Origin of the sequence: Agrobacterium sp. 10MFCol1.1, assembly GCF_000381165.1 — a bacterium.
In the GTDB taxonomy this organism is placed as follows: Bacteria; Pseudomonadota; Alphaproteobacteria; order Rhizobiales; family Rhizobiaceae; genus Agrobacterium; species Agrobacterium tumefaciens.
In genome coordinates this window covers 132,487-154,818 of the sequence record NZ_KB906077.1, presented here as the reverse complement: position 1 = coordinate 154,818, position 22,332 = coordinate 132,487, and the positions used below count along the sequence as shown (strand labels likewise).

The window sequence follows — 22,332 nt, the reverse complement described above, 5'->3', positions numbered from 1 at the left end:
GTTTCGCAAAGAATTGCAATTATGATGCAATCCGGTTATAGAGCGCCAATATCCCGGAAATCAGTGGTTGATACCACGCCCGCGACCCCGGCGCGGACGGACAGAAGGACTGTATCTATGGCTCAACAATTGCTCATGCCAAAAGCTACGGCTGTATGGCTGGTAGACAACACCGCGCTGTCGTTCGATCAGATCGCCACGTTCTGCAAACTGCATCCGCTTGAAGTCAAGGCAATCGCCGACGGTGAAGCCGCGCAGGGCATCAAGGGTCTCGACCCGATCGCGACCGGACAGCTTTCCCGCGACGAGATCGCCCGCGCTGAAGGCAACCCGAACCACAAGCTCAAGCTTTCCGAGCCAAAGGTTCGTGTGCCGGAATCCAAGCGCCGTGGCCCGCGCTACACGCCGGTTTCCAAGCGTCAGGATCGTCCGAACGCCATTCTCTGGCTGGTCCGTAATCATCCTGAGCTGAAGGACGCGCAGATTTCGCGTCTTGTTGGCACCACCAAATCCACCATCGAGCAGATCCGCGACCGCACCCACTGGAACTCGGCAAACCTCACCCCGATGGACCCGGTAACGCTTGGTCTCTGCAGCCAGATCGATCTCGATCTTGAAGTTGAACGCGCATCGCGCGGCCGCCCGCTGCCGACAGCAGAAGAGCTTGGCAACACGCTGCAGCCGGCAACGGCGACTGAAGGTCTGGATTACAACTTCCAGCGCGACGAAGAAGAAAAGCAGATCGACGCGGACGCCGTCTTCAAGAAGCTCAGCTCGCTGAAATCGGCTCCGAAGGACGAAGACGAGGACGATCACTACTGATCGAAAGTCTTTCCGTTCATGAAAACCCGGCCGTCGTGCCGGGTTTTTTGTTTTCAGAGCTTCAGGGCATTTCCAGTAAACCGGCTATGCGCTTTTACCGGAAATGCTCTAGCGGGCACCGAAGATTGCCGAGCCGACACGCACGCTGGTGGCGCCGAATTCTATCGCCGTCTCGAAGTCCCCCGACATGCCCATGGAAAGCTTCTCGAGGCCGCATTGTCTGGCAAGCTTCGCCAGAAGCGCAAAATGCGGACCGGGATTTTCATCCGCAGGCGGAATGCACATCAGGCCCTCTACCGACAATTTCAGCTCGTCCCGGCAAAAAGCCACGAAGGCGACGGTCTCGCGTGGATCGATGCCAGCCTTCTGTGGCTCCAGCCCGGTATTGACCTGCACATAAAAACGAAGGCTGCGGCCCTGTTTGACGCATTCCTCGGAAAGCGCACGGGCGATCTTTTCCCGATCAACGCTCTGTACGACGTCGAACAGCGCAACGGCATCCGCCGCCTTGTTGGATTGCAGCGGCCCGATCAGGTGCAGCTCTATACCCAATGTCTTTTCTTTAAGCGCAGGCCACTTGCCCTGCGCTTCCTGTACGCGGTTCTCGCCGAACACGCGCTGGCCGCTGTCGATCACCGGCTGGATCTCTTGCGCATCGAACGTCTTCGAGACGGCGACGAGAGAAACATCCGTCGCCTTGCGGCCGGACTTTTCCGCTGTCTCCGCTATGCGTTGCCTGACATCCTCAAGACGTGCTTCGATTTCCATCACAGGACCTCTATTTGAAACATTCTGAACGCTAACTAGACGCCGATTGCCTTGATGCCAAGCGGGTTTAGCACCATTTGAGGCACGCTGGCCAAGATTGAACGCCCGGAGGCCCCGCCAAACTTGACGCCCCGGTCGTTTCATGGTGAAGGTCAGCGCAAATTTTTCCCCTCGATACCCGGAATTCTAAACAATGGCCATCGAACGTTACAATCCTCGCGACGCCGAGCCGCGCTGGCAGCAGAAATGGAACGAAGACAAGGTTTTCGTGACCGACAACAGCGATCCGCGCGAGAAGTATTACGTTCTAGAGATGTTTCCCTACCCGTCGGGACGCATTCACATGGGCCACGTCCGCAACTACGCGATGGGCGATGTCGTGGCGCGCTACAAGCGCGCGCGCGGCTTCAACGTTCTGCACCCCATGGGCTGGGACGCCTTCGGCATGCCTGCCGAAAACGCGGCTATGCAGAACAAGGTTCACCCGAAGGACTGGACCTATCAGAACATCGCCACCATGCGTGGCCAGCTGAAATCCATGGGCCTGTCGCTGGACTGGACCCGCGAATTTGCGACCTGCGATGTGGAATATTACCACCGCCAGCAGGCGCTTTTCGTCGATTTCATGGAAAAGGGTCTGGTCTACCGCAAGCAGTCCAAGGTCAACTGGGATCCGGTCGACCATACCGTTCTGGCCAATGAGCAGGTCATCGACGGCCGCGGCTGGCGTTCCGGCGCGCTGGTCGAACAGCGCGAATTGACGCAGTGGTTCTTCCGAATCACCGATTTCAGCCAGGATCTGCTGGACGAGCTGGACACGCTGGATCAGTGGCCGGAAAAAGTACGCCTGATGCAGAAGAACTGGATCGGCCGCTCCGAAGGCCTGTCGCTGCGCTGGCAGACCGTTGCTGGCACAGTGCCGGAAGGCTTTGGCGACATAACCGTTTATACCACGCGTCCCGACACCCTGTTCGGCGCATCCTTCCTGGCAATCGCCGCCGACCATCCGCTGGCAAGAGAGCTGTCGGAGAAGAACCCTGATATTGCCGAGTTCTGCGACGAGTGCCGCCGCCATGGCACGTCTCTCGCAGCGCTGGAAACAGCGGAAAAGAAGGGTATCGATACCGGCGTCAAGGTCGTGCATCCGCTGGACCCGACGTGGGAACTGCCGGTCTATGTCGCCAACTTCGTGCTGATGGACTACGGCACCGGCGCGATATTCGGCTGCCCTTCGGGTGACCAGCGCGATCTGGATTTCGCCCGTAAATACGATTTGCCGGTGGTGGCCGTCGTTGCGCCGGAAGGCCCCGACGCCGCCAGCTTCACCATTGAAGACGTCGCCTTCACCGATGATGGCGTGATGATCAACTCCGGCTTCCTGAACGGCATGAACACGACTGAAGCCTTTGAGGCGGTCGTGCAGAAGCTCTCTGCCCAGACGCTGGGCAACACGCCGCAGGCCGAGCGCAAGGTCAATTTCCGCCTGCGCGACTGGGGCATTTCCCGCCAGCGTTACTGGGGTTGCCCGATACCCGTCATCCATTGCGAAGTCTGCGGCGTAGTTCCGGTTCCGAAGAAGGACCTGCCGGTCAAGCTGCCCGACGACGTGACCTTCGACGTGCCCGGCAACCCACTGGATCGCCACCCCACATGGCGTCACGTTGCCTGCCCGCAATGCGGCCATGACGCACGCCGTGAAACCGACACGATGGACACATTCGTCGATTCCAGCTGGTACTACACGCGCTTCACCGCGCCTTGGGAAGATGAGCCGACGGATCCGAAGGTCGCAAACCACTGGCTGCCGGTGGACCAGTATATCGGCGGCATCGAGCATGCTATTCTGCACTTGCTCTATTCGCGCTTCTTCACCCGCGCCATGCGCGAGACCGGCCATGTCGGCGTCAAGGAGCCCTTCAAGGGCCTGTTCACGCAGGGCATGGTTGTGCACGAGACCTACAGCCACGGTGAAGGCCTGACCCGTGAATGGGTAGCGCCCGCCGACCTGCGCATCGAAGAGACTGACGGTGCCCGCCGGGCATTCCTCTTGTCCTCCGGTGCGGAAGTTAAGATCGGCTCGATCGAGAAGATGTCGAAGTCGAAGAAGAACGTGGTCGACCCGGATGATATCATCGCATCCTATGGTGCGGATACCGCTCGCTTCTTCGTCCTGTCGGATTCCCCGCCCGACCGCGACGTCATCTGGTCCGAAGCCGGTGTGGAAGGCTCAAACCGCTTCGTACAGCGCGTCTGGCGTATCATCGGCGAAGTCGCGACCGAACTGAAGAGCGTCACGTCGAAGCCCGCGAGCGAGGGCGAGGGCCTGGCAGTATCCAAGGCGGCCCACAAGACGCTGAAGGCCGTTCAGGAGGATCTGGACAAGCTTGCCTTCAACAAGGCGATCGCCCGCATCTACGAACTGGTCAACGCGCTCGCAGCTCCGCTGGCGGATGTCGCGGCTGGTGGCAAGCCTGATGACGTCAAGGCGGCGGCGCGTGATGCCGTCGAAATCCTCATTCGCATCATTGCCCCCATGACGCCGCATCTGGCCGAAGAATGCTGGTCGGCGCTGGGCAACGAAGGTCTCGTCGCCCAGACGCCGTGGCCAACTTTTGTACCCTCGCTGGTCGAGGAAAACGATGTGGTCATGCCTGTTCAGGTCAACGGCAAGAAGCGCGGCGAATTGACAATCGCGCGCGATGCGGATCAAGATGCGGTCCGAGCGGCTGCCCTTGCGCTGGATGCCGTCAAATCCATTCTTGCCGGTGGCGAGCCCAAAAAAGTCATCGTGGTTCCGCAGAGGATTGTGAACATTGTTGTCTGACGTTTTTTCGAGATGGAGCCGCGTTGCGGCAGCAGTTTCCGTCGTGATGATGGCCGGTCTTCTGGCAGGCTGCCAGGTGCGCCCGCTTTACGGCGAGGCTTCCGGAACCAAGGAGAGACTGGCGGCTGTCAGCATCTCGAATGCCGGCGACCGCATAACGCAGGAAGTGCGCAATCAGCTGATCTTCCTGGTGTCCGGCGGTGCGGGTGAACCGGCTACGGCTCAGTACAACGTCAAGTTATCCGTAAGCTCGAGCGCCACGTCCACGGAAGTCGAGAACTACGATCTGACGACCCGTACCAACAGCAATTATAACGGCCCTTACCCAGGCCGTGTTGTGATGAACGGTAATTACGTCCTGACGCGTATTTCCGACGGCCAGATCCTGCGCTCCGCGCGGCGTAGCGTAACGGCGCAGGTGGATCTGCCACAGCAGGAATTCGCCAAGATCAGGGCGATCCGCGACGCAGAAAACCGTGCGGCCCGGGAACTGGCTGAAATCATCCGTACCGATATCGCCGCCACCCTTGGCCGCTGAGAGCGGCGGCCGTGGCAGAGATAAAATCGCATGAATTTGAGCGCTTCGCCGAAAATCCGGCGGAGCGCTTTCGCGTTTTCGTGCTCTATGGCCCGGATCGCGGCCTCGTGTCGGAGCGGGCCAACCTCATCGCCAAAAAGACCGGCATTGACCCGGATGACGCCTTTGCATCGTTGAAGCTGAGCGCATCCGACCTGCAGGGCGATCCCGGCCGCCTTCTCGACGAGGTGAACGCCATCGGCCTTTTCGGTGGCGAAAAACTCGTCTGGATCAAAAGTGCCTCGGCTGAAAAGGCGCTGGTGGATGCTCTCCAGATTATGGCTGAGACGCCGCCCGAAGCCAGCTTTCTCATCATCGAGGCCGGCGACATCAAAAAAGGCACGGGCCTGCGCAAGATCGCAGAACCCGCTCGCTCTATCGCAGCAATCCCGTGTTATGCGGATGACGCCCGTTCGTTGAATGCGTTGATCGATCAGGAACTGTCTGCCGACAATCTGCGCATTGCTCCGGCCGCACGGCAGAGGCTGATCGAGCAGTTGGGCGGCGACCGGATTGCCTCGCGCAACGAGATCCGCAAGCTTGCGCTCTATTGCCGTGGCGCAGAGGTGATCGAGGAAGATGATGTGCTGGCAATCATCGGCGATGCCAGCACGGTTTCGGCTGACGACGCCGTCGATGCCATCCTGAAGGGCGACAGAAACGCCTTTTTCCACGCCACCCAGAAGATCGTCTCGTCGAAGACGCCGATCTTTCTCGTGCTTCAGGGATGCCTCAAGCAATTTCAGTTGCTGGATCAGATGCGCGCCGAAATGGATGAGAAAAAGCAGCAGGCCGGGCAGGTCATGCAAACGCTTGGACGCCACATCCATTTTCGCAGGAAACCGGTTATCGAAAGGGCGTTGCGAACCTGGCAGCCAGCGGCGATCGCCCGTGAGATGAACCGCCTGCAAGCGGCCATATTGCAAAGCCGCCAGCGCCAAAGCCTGGAAGACAGCGTGGCGCTTTTGACCCTGCTATCGACCACATTGCAATCAGGCCGCGGCGGATAACTCGCTGAACGTCGGCAAAAAGCCCTCACGCTGACGCTGCGAGGGCTTTTAAAATCATGATACCAAGGACACCAGTCGTTGAGAACTCAGTCGCCCTTACCCGGCTCGGCAGAGAAATAAAGCTCGAGCTTGCCTGTCACGCCATCCATTTCCTTGGCTTCCGGCAAGGGGTCGCGCTTGATGGTGATATTCGGCCAGATCGCCGCATATTCCGTATTCAGCTTCAGCCACTTGTCGAGACCCGGCTCAGTGTCGGGCTTGATCGCTTCGGCAGGACATTCCGGTTCGCACACACCACAATCGATGCATTCGTCAGGATTGATAGCGAGGAAATTTTCACCCTCGTAAAAGCAGTCGACAGGGCAGACTTCAACGCAATCGGTGTATTTGCAGCGGATGCAATTGTCGGTCACGACATATGTCATGATGAACTCCAGAATATGCAGGCCGGGTCTGTGGGCTTCGGAACACAAGCCGTCGCCCGGAATTCAGACAGGGCAATTTTGCAAGTGAGGTAATGCCTTTGCCTTCAGATAGCAAGGATAAACAATTCTGAAAAACCGCTAAGACTTGAAGGTTTATTCTATTCTTTGTTTCCGTCGCTGTCCGACAGGAACCTGTCGAGCGCCCTGCGCTCTTTTTTGGTGGGGCGACCGCTTCCCGGCTGACGTATCGCCTGCTCCAGCGGGCTCAGCCTGTCGGAAGGCTCGCGCGGCGGCGTCAGATCGTCGTAGAGAAGTTTGGCCTCTTCATAGGGCCCGCGCCGCTCGCCCCCGGATTTGACGACAAGCACCTTGTCCATGCGCTCGAAACCGATATCGAGCCTGTCACCAGCCTTTACCAGATGGCTGGGCTGGCGAATGGAGACACCGTTGACCTTGACCTTGCCCGACTGAATGTAGCTCTGGGCAAGTGAACGAGATTTGGCCATGCGGGCAAAGAACAGCCACTTGTCCAGACGCTGACGCGTGCTTTCGAGTGGCTGTTCGTTGCTCCCCATGGCTTACTTCTTTAGCTGCTCCTTGAGAGCAGCAAGCTTGGCGAAGGGCGAATCCGGATCGATCGGCTTTTCCTTACGCGGCGGCTTGGCTTCGAAACGCTGCTGACCCTGCGGTTTCCCGCCACGGTCATTGCGGTCCGGCCTGTCCTTGCGCTCCCCGCGATCCTGACGATCATTATTGCGGTTGTTGCCACGGTCGGGACGTCCGCCATCACGCTTGCGCTCGCCGTCACCGCCACGATTGGCAGCCTCGCGATTTGCTCCGTCACGATTATCGCGACGGCCTTCGCCACGACGTTCACCCTGTTCGCGTGGCGCCTGATCGCGACCCTCGCCACGGCCTTGACCGCGGTTGCCGGGACGACGGTTTTCACCACGCTGGTTTTCGTTGCGACCACCCGGACGCCACAGAAGAACAGGCTTCGGCTCAGCAGCCTCGGCGCTTTCCGTCGGCGCAGCCTCGCTAACAGCAGCCTCTTGGCCCACAGCTTCCGCAACCGACGCTTCTTCAGCAGCTTCGACAGTCGTCGTCTCGGAAACCTGCTCTTCCGAAGCCGGTTCCTCGTGTTCGGTCTCTGCGCTCTCGTCTTCCGTCACCGCTTCAGAAGCGGCCGGAGCGGCAGCACCGGTCTGGTTGGCGAGGAAGGCCTGCGCCTCTTCCGCCGTTACCTGATCGGCACGATAACCGAGACCCTTGAGGATTTCTTCCATGTCGTCGAGCGTTGCGCCGAGAATGGAAAGCATTGCGGTCGTCGTCGTGAAACGGCGGCCGTCATAAGCGCCTTCCGGACGCGGCTGCTGACCGGGCTTCCACTGCAACAGCGGACGGATGAGATCGGCCAGACGCTCGAGAATGTCGATACGCACGGCGCGCTTTCCGAGGAAACGGAAACCGGCGAGCTTGTAGAACATCCGCTCGAAAGTCGGATCCGTTACGACAGAGGTGCGACCGGCGGCCAGCACCGGAATGAGATCGCCGTAACCCGGCTTGCCGAGACCATCGTTCTTCAGCGCCCAGAGCAGCGTGACAAGCTCCGCCGGAGCGGGCTTGAGAAGCGCGGGCAGGAAGACGTGATAGGCGCCGAAACGCACGCCGTAGCGGCGCATGGAGGCACGCGCATCCTGATCCAGCGACTTCACGTCTTCGGTGACGTCACGGCGGAACAGGACACCGAGATTTTCGACCAGCTGGAACGCCAGCCCCTTCGCCAGACCCTGAAGGTCTTCGGCGCGCGAAATATCGTCCAGCGGCTTCAGCACGGTCGCAATCTGATGATTGACGAAACGTTCGACGCGCGCCAGCGCATGATCGCGGGCATTGCCGCTCAACTGCTCGTCGGCAAAGAGGATCACGCGCGGCTTCATGATATTGTCGCCTGCCGAAAGGCGGGCCACCGGTTCGCCCAACCAGCGAACCAGACCATCGGAGCTCAAAGCAAGATCACCGTTTCCGCTGGCGTGCAGACGCGCGGCACGCGCCTCGTATTCGAGCGCGAGCGCCTTCTGCGCAGCAGCCTGCACGGCCTTCTGATCCGGCCCTTCCATTCCCGGCACCGGCGTGAACCGGAACCCGGCCAACTGGCCGACGTGATGTCCTTCTACGAAGACATCACCATTTACACTGATTTCAGCTTCAAGCATCGCATTCTCTCTCAGGCGCCTCATGAGCACAGATGTCCTGCGATCAACAAAGCGTTTCGTCAACCTTTCATGTAGAGCATCGGACAATCGATCTTCGATTTCCCGCGTCTTTTCTTGCCAGTGTGTCGGATCGGCAAGCCATCCTGGGCGGTTCGATACATAAGTCCATGTTCTGATCTGCGCAATCCTTGCAGACAAGGTATCGATCTCTCCATCGGTACGATCGGCGCGGCGCACCTGTTCGCCCATGAAATCTTCGTTCACCGTGCCACGTTTTACCAGATCGAAATAGAGCGTTGAGATCAGATCAGCATGTTGAGCGGGCGCAATGCGGCGATAATCCGGAAGCGCGCAGGCCTCCCAGAGTTTTTCCACCCGCGCCTCCGTCGTCGCCACGTCGATGATTTCAGGGTAGCGCGACAGATATTCGAGCGCCTGCTGGTCGATCGCCGGCAAGGCCCGTGACAGTCCCTGGATCGCCGGGGCGGCTTCGAGGCTCAGACGCAGATTGCTGATGGAGGAAAAATCGAAATTTTTCGTCCGCCATTGCAGCACCTTCACCGAGTCGAACTGATGGGTTTCGATACGCTCCACCAACTCGTCGTCAAATGGATCGACGCGCCCCGTCACGCCAAAGGTGCCATCGCGAAGATGGCGGCCGGCGCGGCCGGCGATCTGGCCGATCTCGCCCGGATTGAGATTGCGGAACTGATAGCCGTCGAACTTGCGGTCCTGCGCAAAGGCGACATGATCGACATCAAGGTTGAGGCCCATGCCGATGGCATCCGTCGCCACGAGATATTCGACGTCGCCGGACTGGTAGAGCCCCACCTGCGCGTTGCGCGTACGCGGCGAAAGCGCGCCCATCACAACGGCTGCGCCACCACGCTGGCGGCGCACCAGCTCGGCAATGGCATAGACCTCTTCCGCCGAAAAGGCGACGATTGCCGTGCGTTGCGGCAGGCGGGTTATCTTCTTCTGGCCCGCATAAAAAAGCTGTGACAGGCGCGGACGTTCGACCACGGTAATTCCCGGCAGCAGCTTTTCGAGGATCGGGCGCATCGTGCCCGCACCCAGAAGCAGCGTTTCCTCCCGCCCGCGCAGATGCAGCACGCGGTCGGTAAAGATATGCCCGCGCTCCAGATCACCGGCCAGCTGCACTTCATCGATGGCGACGAATGCGGCCGTTGTCTCGCGCGGCATGGCTTCCACCGTGCAGACGGAATATTTGGCTTTAGGAGGGGCGATCTTTTCTTCGCCGGTTATCAGCGCCACATTCGGCGCGCCCACCTTTTCGACAAGACGGGTATAGACCTCACGCGCTAGAAGGCGCAGCGGAAGGCCGATGACACCGTTGCCATGTGCCACCATGCGCTCAATGGCGTAATGGGTCTTGCCGGTATTGGTGGGGCCGAGAACGGCCGTGACACCGCGGCCGCTCAGGATCATGGGGCGAAAATTCAACGTACTATCCGTGAATCGACTTCATCTGCTTGCTGTACCGCCCGCCATTCATTGATACGGGCCGCACACGCAACACACATGGCAACGCCCGCCGACAAAGGCAATAGGCCTTGTCCGCAAAGTGGTAACAGGTCCTTCCCCGCCGGAATTTTCCTTTTTGATTCAGATAGTTGAAATATTAAAAAGAATCCGGCGAAACCGGAATCGATTCGGATACGGAACAGTCTGCGAACGAATCGAATACGAATCGCTGACTCCAATGGATTCAGCTTTTGTTCTCCGCAACATCTGGTTGGCAGATGCCTGCCCTATACCAGATTGTGAATCCGGATAAGTCCTTGTCCGGATTCAGCTTTGCGGCACCAGCTTCCGGCGGAAAATACCGGAATCGACTGTCAAGCGGCAATCGCTGAAAAGCCGCTCCGGCACAGGCAGGAACGGCAGTATCAGAGCGCCTCGCCGGCAAGCAGGCGCGGCGCGCCCGCATCTGTCGTACCGGCAGCCTGACCGATGAAATAGGATTTCAGACCCGGCAAACGATCGACCACACCCAGACCGAAATCACGCATGACGCGAATGGGACCGACATCATTGGAGAAAAGCCGGTTCAGCACATCCGTCGTCACACCCATTCGCAACGTGTCGAAACGCCGCCAGGACTGGTAACGGTCGAGAACGTTGAGAGAGCCGATATCAAGGCCGAGGCGGTCGGCCTCGACCACGGTTTCGGCCAGTGCCGCAACATCCTTGAAGCCGAGATTGAGGCCCTGACCAGAAATCGGGTGAATTCCATGCGCCGCATCGCCGGCAAGTGCAAAACGTGGCGCGACGAAGGAACGCGCCAGCGTCAAGCCCAGCGGAAAGGCGCGACGGGGACCGACGGGACGGACCGGACCGAGCTTGTGGCCGAACCGGCGTTCAAGTTCCTCCTCGAACACCAGATCGTCGGCAGCAACCAGCCTGTCGGCATCGGCCGTACGTTCGGTCCAGACAAGCGAGGAGCGGTTCCCTTTCAAGGGAAGCACGGCGAAAGGCCCCGACGGCAGAAAATGTTCCTCCGCGCAGCCCTCATGCGGCCGCTCGTGTTCAACGGTGGTGACGATCCCGGACTGATCGTAATTCCAGTGCACGGTTTTTATTCCTGCCATATCCCGCAAAGCCGAGCGGACCCCATCGCAGGCTATGAGCAGTCGCGCCTCAAGCGACGAGCCGTCGGAAAGTGAAATAGCCGTCGATTGCGGGCCGGCGGAAAAGCCGGAAACACTGAGACCATGGCGGATTTCGACGCCGAGGCGCTCACACAGGCCTCGCAGCGCACCCACCATCGCGACATTCGGGACCATATGAGCGAAGGGCCTGCCCTCCTCCACCGCGCCGTCGAATGTCAAAAACACCGGGCGAACCGGATCGGCGGTCTTCGAATCGGTGACGATCATCTTGTGGATCGGCTGGGCCTCCGGCTCGATCTCGTTCCATATGCCGAAAACGTCGAGCATGCGCGTGGCCGCCGCGATAATGGCGGAGGCGCGGACGTCCTTCTTCCAGACATCCTCGGGAGCGGCTTCAACCACCTGCACATTAAGATGTCCGGCTGCCTGCTTAATTGCGACAGCAACGGAAAGGCCGACATAACCGCCGCCTGCCACCACCACGTCCAGCATCGCGCTTCTCCTCAAATCTTGTGCACGCATCATCGGCGCACTATAGACCATGTGACGTCTTCCTACAGCCGGAGCAGGCCGAAAAAATGTCGCATCCCTCGCAAACGTCAGATCCGATGGCCAATCTGATCTCCACACTCGATCTCGAGAAGCTGGAAGAAAACCTGTTTCGGGGTGAAAGCCCGCAAATCGGCTGGCAGCGCGTTTTCGGCGGCCAGGTCATCGCGCAGGCATTGATCGCAGCTCAACGAACCGTGGATGACGACCGTTTCGTTCATTCACTGCATTCCTATTTCATGCGCCCCGGCGACCCGCTGGTGCCCATCCTCTACCAGGTGGAACGCATTCGCGACGGTGCAAGCTTCTGCACCCGGCGCGTGGTCGCCATCCAGCATGGCAAGGCGATCTTTTCCATGTCGGCGTCATTCCAGATCGTCGAGGACGGCTTCGATCATCAGATAAAAATGCCGGATGTGACGCCGCCCGAAAGGCTGATGAGTGAAGATGAGATGCAGGCGGCCTTCCTCGCCAACGCACCCGCTTCGATCCGCAAATACTGGAGCAACAAGCGCCCGATAGAGATCCGGCCGGTTTCGCTGACCCACTATATTTCGAAGGAAAAGCTGGAACCGCAGCAGGATATCTGGGTTCGCGCTGTCGGCGATGTGCCGGACGATCCACGTTTCCAGTCAGCCATTCTCGCTTATCTCTCGGATATGACGTTGCTCGACACGTCGCTCTATGCCCACGGAACGACAATCTTCGATCCGGCCATTCAGGTGGCGAGCCTCGATCACGCCATGTGGTTCCACCGTCCCTGCCGGCTGGACGACTGGCTGCTCTACACGCAGGACAGCCCCAGCGCCTCGGGAGCACGCGGTTTGACCCGTGGCAATATTTTCACCAGACAGGGTGAACTGATCGCCTCCGTCGCACAGGAAGGTTTGATCCGCAAAAGGGCAAATGCTTAAATAATGCGCTTTTTTAAAAAATCGCACATTTAATAGACGAAAATTGCGCCACCCAATGCCCGTTTTTCAGACGCCTGTCATATAATTACTATATTTCAATAACTTAGAGGCCGCATCAAAACTGGCACGCCCCTTGAATGTATGTCCGTAGTCGCTGTTACTGATCTGCCAGCGCGAGGAGAGTCGGCTCCGTGCCGAGGACAAACAAAGGATGGGAAACCAGATGAAAATTGTGATGGCCATTATCAAGCCGTTCAAGCTGGATGAAGTGCGCGAAGCGCTCACCGGCGTCGGCATCCAAGGCCTGACCGTGACCGAGGTAAAGGGTTACGGACGCCAGAAGGGACATACCGAGATTTATCGCGGCACGGAATATGCGGTGAGCTTTCTTCCCAAACTGAAGATCGAGATCGCGGTTGCATCAGACGTCGTCGACAAGGCTGTCGAGGCAATCGCGTCGGCTGCAAAAACCGGGCAGATCGGTGACGGCAAGATCTTCGTCTACTCTATCGAACAGGCCGTGCGCATCCGTACCGGCGAAACCAACACAGAAGCGCTTTGAAGCACGGCTGACAGGGAGTTTTCTAGCTATGCAACTCAACAAGTTTTCAACGCTCGGCAAACTGGGTGCCGGTGTGGCAGCCCTGATGGCCCCGGCAATCGCCTTTGCGCAGGATGCCGCGCCGGCAGTAGCAGCGGCGGCCCCCGTTCCGGAAAAAGCCGATACCGCATTCATGTATGTCGCGACGATCCTCGTGCTTTTCATGATCATTCCGGGTCTCGCCCTGTTTTATGGCGGCCTCGTGCGCACAAAGAACATGCTCTCCGTTCTCATGCAGTGCACGGTCATCGGCGCGGTCATGATGCTCGTATGGGTAATCTACGGTTACTCCTTCGCCTTCGGCGGCGGCACCGGCCCGTATTTCGGTGGTTTCGGCAAGCTGTTCCTGTCCGGCGTTTCGCTTGACAGCACCTCGGCAACCTTCTCCCAGGGCGTCGTGATCTACGAATACACCTTCATCGCCTTCCAGATGACCTTTGCGGCCATCACGCCCGCGCTGATCATCGGTGCATTCGCGGAACGCGTGAAGTTCTCGGCAGTCATCCTGTTCACCATCCTGTGGGCCACCTTCGTCTACTTCCCGATCGCTCACATGGTCTGGGACGCGAACGGCCTGATCTTCGGCATGGGCGCTCTCGACTTCGCCGGCGGCACGGTCGTTCACATCAATGCCGGTATCGCCGGTCTGATCGGCGCGATCATGGTCGGCAAGCGTACTGGCTTCGGCAAGGACATGATGGCCCCGCACTCCATGACGCTGACGCTGGTTGGCGCAGCCATGCTGTGGTTCGGCTGGTTCGGCTTCAACGCCGGCTCCAACCTCGAAGCATCTGGCGGTGCGGTTCTTGCAACCATGAACACCTTCCTCGCCACTGCAGCAGCCATCGTTTCCTGGTCGCTGGTTGAAAGCTTCACCCGCGGCAAGGCTTCCATGCTGGGAGCAGCTTCGGGCATGATCGCCGGCCTCGTCGCCGTAACGCCTGCGGCCGGTTCCGTCGGACCCATGGGCGCTATCGTTCTCGGCCTCATCGTCTCGCCGATCTGCTACTTCTTCGTCTCGGTTGTGAAGAACAAGTTCGGCTACGACGACACAGCTGACGTCTTCGGTGTCCACGGCATCGGCGGCATCATCGGCGCCCTCGGCACCGGCATCTTCACGTCTCCGCTGCTTGGCGGCACGGGTAAGGCGGACTTCTCCATCTCCTCGCAGCTCTGGACGCAGTTCGTTGCCGTCGCCATCACCATCGTATGGTGCGCAGTCGTCTCGGCAATCCTCTACAAGATCGTCGACGTGATCGTTGGTCTGCGGGTTCCGGTCGAAGCGGAACGCGAAGGTCTCGACCTTGCGACCCACGGCGAAGCCGCCTACCACTCCTGATATCCGGGAAAAGGGGTTCTCCATCCCCTCTCCCAAAAGAAGGCCCGCTTCGGCGGGCCTTTTCTTTGCCGCAAATCCGGAAGCGGCTTTTAAAAAACCGCATGGTTAACACGACATTAACCAGCAAGCTGTTAGTTTTCCCTGTCAATCCGGGATCTGGTCAACTGCCGGATCTTGCCGAAACCACAAAAACTACGGGTTCAGGGACATGGGCAGAATGAATTCTCCGACATTCGACGGTCGTCACACGCGTTTCGTGCTGACGGCGTTTTTCGTGCGGCAGGTCATGGCTCTTGCCGGTTTTGCCTTGCTTGCCACGATTGCGCTGGGGATTACCGCACTTGCCACATGGAACGTGGCGGACCCGAGCCTGTCCTATGCAACAGGCAACCAACCCACCAATCTTCTCGGTTACGGCGGCGCAATCTTCGCCGATATCGTGATGCAGTTCCTCGGCCTTTCCGCAATCATCGCGCTTTTGCCGGTGATTGCCTGGGCGATCGCCCTGATCGCCGGTCGCAAGTTCAACCGGATACCCGCCCGCCTTGTCGCCTGGATCGCCGGCGCCATCGTCTGCGCCGCCTCGCTCGGCTGTTTTCCCGCGCCCGTGACATGGCCGCTGCCGAACGGCATCGGTGGCGTCATCGGCGATATGATCCTGCGCTTCCCAGCTCTCTTCATCGGCGCTTACCCCACCGGCACGATTGCGACGGTGCTGGGCGCTATATTCGCTGCTCCCGCCGCCTTGATGATGCTGTTTGCCGCCGGTCTCGTGGGACGCCCGGAAGATGACCTGGAACAGGAGGAACGCGCGCCGGTCGCAAACAAGGCCCGCGCCACCCGTCAGGTCGAGGAAGAAGACGATGACGAGGGCGAAGGCTTCTTCGCAAATATTCTCGCCTTCGGCGCAATCGCACATTACTGGTACATCTCGCAGGCCCGCCTTCGCCGCCTGTTCGGCCTGAAGTCGAAATCCCTGCACGGCGAATTCGAACACCCTTACGATTTCAACGAATATGAATTCGGCACGCTGAACGAACCCTCCCGCCTCAAGACGGCGATCAACCGCCTCGACCAGCGCGCGGAACCGTCTTTCGAAGAACGCGCCGCATCCCGTCGCCAGATGTCGCCTCCCTCCATCGCGCCCGATCATGATGCGGACGGGGACGACGAACCGTCGTTAGACGCAGACGGTCGGCGATTGCCCAACGGCATTCTCTCGGACGACCACAGCCTGGACGAGAACGACCCGAAATTCGTGGCAAGACAGGCACCTGGGCGCGGCCAACCCAGAATAACCGCCCCTTCCGCACGCCCGAAGCCCAGCGAGCGCGTGGCAAGGGAAGCGCAGGCCTCCTTTATTGCCGCAGACGGTTTCCAGCTGCCCACCGTGCATCTTCTGGCGGAACCCAAGAACGTCGTTCGCGACCATACGCTGAACGAGGAAGTGCTGGAGCAGAATGCCCGCCTTCTGGAAGGGGTTCTCGAGGATTTCGGCGTCAAGGGTGAAATCATTCACGTCCGCCCCGGCCCGGTCGTCACGCTCTACGAACTGGAACCAGCACCCGGCATCAAATCCTCGCGCGTCATTGGCCTTGCCGATGACATCGCCCGCTCCATGAGCGCGATCGCCGCGCGCGTTGCAGTCGTGCCTGGCCGCAACGCCATTGGCATCGAGCTTCCGAACCAGACGCGTGAAACCGTGTTCCTGCGTGAACTGGTCGGCAGCCGCGACTTTGAAAACAGCAAGGCCAAGCTCGCCATGGCGCTCGGCAAGACCATCGGCGGCGAACCCGTCATCGCCGATCTTGCCAAGATGCCGCATCTTCTCGTTGCCGGTACCACGGGTTCGGGCAAGTCGGTCGCCATCAACACCATGATCCTGTCGCTGCTTTACCGCATGTCGCCGGAGCAATGCCGCCTGATCATGATCGACCCGAAAATGCTCGAACTATCGATCTACGACGGTATTCCGCATCTGCTCTCCCCCGTCGTTACCGATCCGAAAAAAGCCGTCGTGGCGCTGAAGTGGACGGTGCGCGAGATGGAGGAGCGCTACAAGAAGATGTCGAAGATCGGTGTGCGCAACATCGATGGCTTCAACAGCCGTGTGCAGCAGGCCATCGACAAGGGCGAAATCCTCACCCGCACGGTGCAGACCGGCTTCGACCGCCAGACCGGCGAGGCAATGTACGAGACGGAAGAATTCGACCTGAAGCCCCTGCCCTATATCGTCGTCATTATCGACGAAATGGCGGATCTTATGATGGTGGCAGGCAAGGATATCGAAGGTGCCGTACAGCGCCTCGCTCAGATGGCGCGTGCCGCCGGTATCCATGTCATCATGGCAACCCAGCGTCCGTCCGTCGACGTCATCACCGGCACCATCAAGGCGAACTTCCCGACCCGCATCTCCTTCCAGGTAACGTCGAAGATCGACAGCCGCACCATTCTGGGCGAACAGGGCGCAGAACAGCTGCTCGGCATGGGTGACATGCTCTATATGGCCGGTGGCGGCCGCATCCAGCGCGTGCACGGTCCCTTCGTCTCCGACAATGAAGTGGAAGAGATCGTCGCCTATCTCAAGACGCAAGGCACGCCGGAATATCTGGAAGCGATCACCGAGGAAGACGATGAGGAAGGCAATGGCGGCGGCCCGGCCGGCGCCGGCAATTTCTCCGATTCGGAAGACCCCTATGATCAGGCCGTGGCTGTCGTGCTGAGGGACGGCAAGGCCTCCACTTCCTACGTCCAGCGGCGTCTCGGCATCGGCTACAACCGCGCCGCCTCGCTGATCGAACGCATGGAGCAGGAAGGCATTATCGGCCCCGCCAATCATGCCGGAAAACGCGAAATACTCGTACCAACGGAAGCAGACATCATCGAGCGGTAATGCACGTCGCCCAAAAGGCTGTCGTGGTTTCGGGATAACGACATGCGTGAGGCGAAGACGGCAACCAAGCGGGGCGAAGAAGCGTTAATACACGCTTTCAACGTCATGAAGCCGCCGCCTTTATGCGGAAAATCGCTGCGATGAAGGAGAACAGAATGAACGACCTCACTACCGGCGAGATTGCCACCGCAAACACACCAGAGAACGGCGTGACGCGACGTGGCGTGCTGACGGCGTTTTCCATGGCTGCGGTCATGGCCGGCCTGTCGCCGCTCAACGCATTTGCTCAGGCTGCCGGTAACAGCGCGACCGCGCAGAAAATTGCCAATCACTTCTCGTCGGTCAAAACCATGATGGGAGAGTTTGTCCAGTTTGGCCCGCGCGGTGAACAGACCGGCGGTAAATTTTACATCGAACGGCCCGGCAAGCTTCGATTCAATTATGAAGACCCCTCGCCCATGCGGGTCATCTCCGACGGCAAGAATGTCGTCATCGGCAACATGAAGCTGAAGACATGGGATTTGTATCCACTGTCAAAGACCCCGCTAAGCCTGCTTTTGTCCGACAAGATCGATCTGAGCAACCAGAAGGTCCGGAACGTGAAGGAAGAGTCGGACCTGACCACCATCGTACTGGGTGACAAAAGCGTGTTCGGCGATTCCACCATTACCCTGATGTTTGACCCGAAAACCTTCGATCTGAGGCAATGGACGACGACCGATGCCCAGAACAAGGACACGACCGTCATGATCTTCAACGTGCAGACGGGCGTTAACCTCGACGAACGCGTTTTCAACATCAACTACGAAGAAGTCCGCAAACGCGGCTAAAGGCCGGGCGGTCCACGGCGACAGTTCAAAAGGCGGCCCTGCGGTCGCCTTTTTTATTTTGCCGCTAAAATGCATTCCCGTTTTCATCGCGATGTTATAAGCCTGCGCCCCGGAAACATGCCTCGAAACAATCGGCTTCGAGGCTATAGAAGCGGAGCACATGCATGTCGTTTTCGATAACCACCTGGAACATCAACTCGGTCAGGCTCAGAATGCCGATCGTGGAGCAGTTTCTGGTGCGTTACAAACCCGACATTCTCTGCCTGCAGGAAACGAAATGCCCGAATGGCGAGTTTCCGATGAAGCCGCTGAAGGCGCTCGGTTACGAGCACGTCATCATCCATGGCCAGAAGGGCTACCACGGTGTGGCGATCGCTTCGAAAATTCCGCTGACAGAAGATCATCGTCAGGACTATTGCGGTATAGGCGATGCACGACACATTTCCGCGATTTTTCAGGTTGGATCGCGCCGCATACGGCTGCATAATTTCTATGTTCCGGCTGGCGGTGACGAACCCGACCGGTCGATAAACCCGAAATTCGGCCACAAGCTGGATTTCATCGAAGAGATGAAGGCGCTTCGCGCCGACGGCGTGCCCGGCACCTCGTCCATTCTCGTGGGCGACCTCAACATCGCGCCGCTTGAAAATGACGTCTGGTCGCACAAGCAACTGCTGAAGATCGTTAGCCATACGCCGGTGGAAACCGACGGCATGCTCGATATCATGAAGAAGGGCAACTGGCTCGACCTGATGCGGCTGAACGTGCCTGATAGTGAAAAGATTTATACCTGGTGGAGCTACCGCGCCAAGGATTGGGAAGCCGCAGACCGTGGCCGCCGTCTCGACCATATCTGGTCGTCGCAGGATCTCGGCCCCTCGCTTGAAAAGATCGATATCTTGCGCGAAGCACGCGGTTGGAACCGGCCATCCGACCACGTTCCGGTTACGGCCCATTTCCGTTTCTGAAGCGCTGGCTCTTTAAAATCAGGAGAAACGGTTCTGCAAACGGGCCGCGCCCGCCGCAAGTGCGGCGATATTATCGCGAATGCGTGCCGTCACGATATCGGCAACCTCGGGAAACTCCTCCACCAGCCGGTGAAAGAGAATGCGCGTTATCCGGATGACCTCGGAATCCTCCGCAGCAATGGCGGTGAATTTCCTCTCACAGAGCGTGAAAAGCGCCAGCTCCGAAAGAAGCGCCCCCTTGCCGGGTGTCGCCTGCAACGCGGGTTTTCCATCCCGCCCGGCCGTAAATAGCTCGAAATGGCCTGACGTCACCGCGAAGGCGCACTCGGCCGGTGAATGTTCCCGGAACAAAGTCTGACCCGCCGCCACGCGGCGGCGTTCCGCGCCGAAGGCGATCAGCCGCAACTGATCGTCGCTGAAGCCCGCAAACAACGGCACTTGCCCCAGAAGCATGATGTCATCCGTCAAGGCCATGTCGATTGCTACTCCAGAAAACCGCCTGCACCACTATAGCGGTTTTCGGATATCGGCCTTCAAAATACAAGATGTTAGAATATTCTGCGTCCTCTCGGACGCAGAAAGGGCGTTCGTTCAGGGAACGATCTTGTATCCGCCGTTCTCGGTCACCAGAATTTCGGCATTGGAGGGGTCTCGCTCGATCTTCTGGCGCAGACGATACACATGCGTTTCGAGCGTATGCGTCGTCACTCCGGAGTTATAACCCCAGACCTCTTCCAGCAAGACGTCGCGGGTAACGACGGCGCTCCCGGCGCGGTACAGATAACGGATGATCGCCGCTTCCTTTTCCGTCAGCCGGATTTTTTTGCCGTCTTCAGTTGTCAGCAGCTTCTGGCTGGGTTTGAACTGATAGGGGCCAACGGTGAAAACCGCATCTTCGCTCTGCTCGTATTGACGCAGCTGCGCCCGGATGCGGGCCAGAAGGACGGCGAAGCGGAATGGCTTCGTCACATAATCATTGGCGCCCGCTTCGAGACCGAGAATAGTGTCGGAATCGGTATCGTGCCCGGTCAGCATGATGATCGGTGCCTTGAAGCCACCCTTGCGCAGCAGCTTCACCGCCTCGCGGCCATCCATGTCAGGAAGACCGACATCCATGATCAGAAGATCGACCTGGGCAGTCTTTGCGGTCTGCATCGCCTGCGCAGCGTTTGCGCCGCTCAGAAGCGAGAATTCCTCATAGGGAGATAGTTGCTCAGTCAGCGTCTCCCGAAGATCGTCGTCGTCGTCCACCAAAAGGATAGTGCGAGCCGTCATTCGGATTCTCAGCCTTTCTTACTTTAGCGCATCGGCCCAAAAATCGCCGTTGATTTTCGGAAAGCGCAATGCGTAGTTTAAAAGAGTTAGAGCATCCATTGTGCCTCCGAAATAAGGCACGGCGCTCTAATTGTCAGCCAATTCAGCGGTTTGCCGATAAAAGGTCAACCCATTGCCATGATATTACGAAGTGCTATGACTTCACGTTAGATAACCTGCAAAGCAAAATCTCGTGAAAAACATGAGCAGACAGCCCGTAAAGCAACATAAACGCGCATCGACGCTCATGGTTCGGCCGGCGCCTTTGAAAATAAGCCGGGCCATCGTTCAGCTCGGGCATCTCACCTTTCCCGCAGCGATCGGGCGCAACGGCCGTACCGTGCTCAAACGCGAGGGAGATGGAAAGTCACCGATTTCCGTCACGCGCCTGCTGCACGGATTTTATCGCGGCGACCGAACCCCCGCCATCGCCACGACATTGCCGATGCAACGGACGCAGCAATCCATGCTTTGGTGCGACGAGCCACGCAGCGCCAGTTACAACAGGTTGGTCAAGTCCCCTTTCGCACTGAGCCACGAGGAGATGATGCGAAAGGACGGCCTTTATGACGTTTGCCTCGTGCTCGATTGGAACATCACGTCGAGAAGTCGGAACCGCGGTTCGGCAATCTTCATGCATATGATCCGCCCGGGATATGAGCCGACCGCCGGCTGCGTCGCTCTCCATCCCCGCGACATGAGGCGCATTCTGCCTTATATGCGCAAGGGTACGAAAATTCGCATCCTGTAGATCAGGCACAAAAAAACCCGCCATTCTTGGCGGGTTTTTTTAAAAAAGGAGAAAGCCGGTGATTACGCGGCTTCTTCCTGAGAATCGTCCTCTTCGACGGCCTTGCCGCGCTTCGGACCCTTGGCAAGGTTGACTTCCACCAGGCGAACAGCCTCGGTTTCAGACATCTTGTTGACAGCAGCAATTTCGCGCGCCATGCGATCAAGAGCAGCTTCGTAAAGCTGACGCTCGGAATAGGACTGCTCCGGCTGGTTTTCCGCACGGTAAAGATCGCGCACAACTTCAGCAATCGCGATAAGATCGCCGGAATTGATTTTCGCATCATATTCCTGGGCGCGGCGCGACCACATGGTACGCTTCACACGCGCCTTGCCCTGCACCACTTTCAGCGCCCGCTCGACAAAATCGCCTTCGGAAAGCTTGCGCATGCCGATGCTCACGGCTTTAGCGACGGGAACTTTAAGACGCATCTTGTCTTTTTCGAAATCGATGACAAAAAGCTCAAGCTTCATGCCGGCAACTTCTTGTTCCTCGATGGCAGAAATGGTACCGACACCATGAGCGGGATACACAATCGCTTCACCGGTTTTGAAACCGTGATGTGCTGGAGATTTCTTCTGCTGGGTCGTCATTCGTTCTAAAAACTCCCTGTTACATACCCGGCAACGCCGGGGTTGGGTCGGTCAGGCCCTGATGAGACGGGGGAACCGTCAGGTGACTCCGCACTGGTCCAGCCGTGCACGCAAAAACACACCTTCCCGCATTGCGGGCTTCGATAACGTAAACGCTCGATATGTCACGGAAACCGCGTGCAAAAGAGGTGTTGCTTTCGTGGTGTTTTTGGGCACACAAATGCCACGCTGTGGATCAGTATCGTTGGTGTACCACAAAAATAGGC

The 22,332-nt window shown here is 58.7% G+C and carries 19 protein-coding genes; 11 read left to right on the top strand and 8 right to left on the bottom strand.

Annotation, left to right across the window (positions count from 1 at the left end; all coding sequences use genetic code 11):
• Positions 1–117: 117 nt before the first annotated feature.
• On the top strand, positions 118–822 hold the full coding sequence (locus F617_RS0116050) for a DUF1013 domain-containing protein (protein ID WP_003516519.1): 705 nt from the start codon (positions 118–120) through the stop codon (positions 820–822).
• Positions 823–930: 108 nt separating this feature from the next.
• Here the strand turns inward: F617_RS0116050 and F617_RS0116045 are convergent, their stop codons facing one another.
• A complete protein-coding gene (locus F617_RS0116045; protein ID WP_019566000.1) occupies positions 931–1,590 on the bottom strand; it encodes a YggS family pyridoxal phosphate-dependent enzyme in 660 nt (219 codons plus the stop codon).
• 193 nt (positions 1,591–1,783) lie between these two features.
• On the opposite strand from F617_RS0116045, the gene leuS reads away from it, so the two are divergent.
• The 3 genes from leuS to holA are packed head-to-tail and all read left to right on the top strand — an operon-like array spanning position 1,784 to position 6,001.
• A complete protein-coding gene (gene leuS, locus F617_RS0116040) occupies positions 1,784–4,414 on the top strand; it encodes a leucine--tRNA ligase (protein ID WP_019565999.1) in 2,631 nt (876 codons plus the stop codon).
• Between the two features lie 46 nt (positions 4,415–4,460).
• Positions 4,461–4,952 carry an LPS assembly lipoprotein LptE gene (lptE, locus tag F617_RS0116035; RefSeq protein ID WP_003516512.1) on the top strand — a complete coding sequence of 164 codons (492 nt, stop codon included), beginning with the start codon at positions 4,461–4,463 and terminating at the stop codon, positions 4,950–4,952.
• A gap of 11 nt (positions 4,953–4,963) precedes the next feature.
• Positions 4,964–6,001: a DNA polymerase III subunit delta gene (holA, locus tag F617_RS0116030; protein WP_019565997.1), complete on the top strand. Its 1,038-nt coding sequence runs from the start codon at positions 4,964–4,966 to the stop codon at positions 5,999–6,001.
• An 86-nt stretch (positions 6,002–6,087) separates the two neighbouring features.
• Here holA and fdxA read toward each other — a convergent pair whose 3' ends face one another.
• The 4 genes from fdxA to F617_RS0116010 all read right to left on the bottom strand — a co-directional run bounded on the left by fdxA (position 6,088) and on the right by F617_RS0116010 (position 11,905).
• Positions 6,088–6,426 carry a ferredoxin FdxA gene (fdxA, locus tag F617_RS0116025; RefSeq protein ID WP_003516508.1) on the bottom strand — a complete coding sequence of 113 codons (339 nt, stop codon included), beginning with the start codon at positions 6,424–6,426 and terminating at the stop codon, positions 6,088–6,090.
• A gap of 158 nt (positions 6,427–6,584) precedes the next feature.
• Complete coding sequence (locus F617_RS0116020; protein ID WP_003516506.1) at positions 6,585–7,001, bottom strand: RNA-binding S4 domain-containing protein; 417 nt, start codon at positions 6,999–7,001, stop codon at positions 6,585–6,587.
• A 3-nt stretch (positions 7,002–7,004) separates the two neighbouring features.
• On the bottom strand, positions 7,005–10,091 hold the full coding sequence (locus F617_RS0116015) for a helicase-related protein (protein ID WP_019565995.1): 3,087 nt from the start codon (positions 10,089–10,091) through the stop codon (positions 7,005–7,007).
• Positions 10,092–10,552: 461 nt separating this feature from the next.
• On the bottom strand, positions 10,553–11,905 hold the full coding sequence (locus F617_RS0116010; protein ID WP_371179238.1) for a ubiquinone biosynthesis hydroxylase: 1,353 nt from the start codon (positions 11,903–11,905) through the stop codon (positions 10,553–10,555).
• On the opposite strand from F617_RS0116010, the gene tesB reads away from it, so the two are divergent.
• The 6 genes from tesB (at position 11,854) to F617_RS0115980 (ending at position 19,369) form a co-directional block, all read left to right on the top strand.
• Positions 11,854–12,738, top strand: coding sequence for an acyl-CoA thioesterase II (gene tesB, locus F617_RS0116005; protein ID WP_026330899.1), 885 nt, complete (start codon positions 11,854–11,856; stop codon positions 12,736–12,738). The two genes, F617_RS0116010 and tesB, sit on opposite strands and share 52 nt — an antisense overlap.
• Positions 12,739–12,949: 211 nt before the next feature.
• Positions 12,950–13,300, top strand: a complete 351-nt coding sequence (locus tag F617_RS0116000; RefSeq protein ID WP_019565993.1) for a P-II family nitrogen regulator — start codon at positions 12,950–12,952, stop codon at positions 13,298–13,300.
• 28 nt (positions 13,301–13,328) lie between these two features.
• Positions 13,329–14,678: an ammonium transporter gene (locus F617_RS0115995; RefSeq protein WP_003516494.1), complete on the top strand. Its 1,350-nt coding sequence runs from the start codon at positions 13,329–13,331 to the stop codon at positions 14,676–14,678.
• A gap of 217 nt (positions 14,679–14,895) precedes the next feature.
• Positions 14,896–17,571, top strand: a complete 2,676-nt coding sequence (locus F617_RS0115990; RefSeq protein ID WP_019565992.1) for a DNA translocase FtsK — start codon at positions 14,896–14,898, stop codon at positions 17,569–17,571.
• 155 nt (positions 17,572–17,726) lie between these two features.
• A complete protein-coding gene (locus F617_RS0115985) occupies positions 17,727–18,401 on the top strand; it encodes an outer membrane lipoprotein carrier protein LolA (protein ID WP_013636963.1) in 675 nt (224 codons plus the stop codon).
• Positions 18,402–18,565: 164 nt separating this feature from the next.
• Positions 18,566–19,369, top strand: a complete 804-nt coding sequence (locus F617_RS0115980) for an exodeoxyribonuclease III (protein WP_013636964.1) — start codon at positions 18,566–18,568, stop codon at positions 19,367–19,369.
• 18 nt (positions 19,370–19,387) lie between these two features.
• On the opposite strand, the gene F617_RS0115975 is transcribed toward F617_RS0115980, so the two are convergent.
• Positions 19,388–19,843: a cyclic nucleotide-binding domain-containing protein gene (locus F617_RS0115975; RefSeq protein ID WP_013636965.1), complete on the bottom strand. Its 456-nt coding sequence runs from the start codon at positions 19,841–19,843 to the stop codon at positions 19,388–19,390.
• A gap of 117 nt (positions 19,844–19,960) precedes the next feature.
• The gene (locus tag F617_RS0115970; protein WP_003492637.1) at positions 19,961–20,644 is read right to left on the bottom strand and encodes a response regulator transcription factor; all 684 of its coding nucleotides are present in this window, start codon (positions 20,642–20,644) and stop codon (positions 19,961–19,963) included.
• Positions 20,645–20,930: 286 nt separating this feature from the next.
• Here F617_RS0115970 and F617_RS0115965 point away from each other — a divergent pair, with 286 nt between their 5' ends.
• Complete coding sequence (locus F617_RS0115965; RefSeq protein ID WP_026330897.1) at positions 20,931–21,434, top strand: L,D-transpeptidase; 504 nt, start codon at positions 20,931–20,933, stop codon at positions 21,432–21,434.
• Positions 21,435–21,496: 62 nt separating this feature from the next.
• Here F617_RS0115965 and F617_RS0115960 read toward each other — a convergent pair whose 3' ends face one another.
• Entirely contained in the window at positions 21,497–22,066 is a 570-nt protein-coding gene (locus tag F617_RS0115960; RefSeq protein WP_003492641.1) for a CarD family transcriptional regulator, read from the bottom strand.
• Positions 22,067–22,332 lie beyond the last annotated feature (266 nt).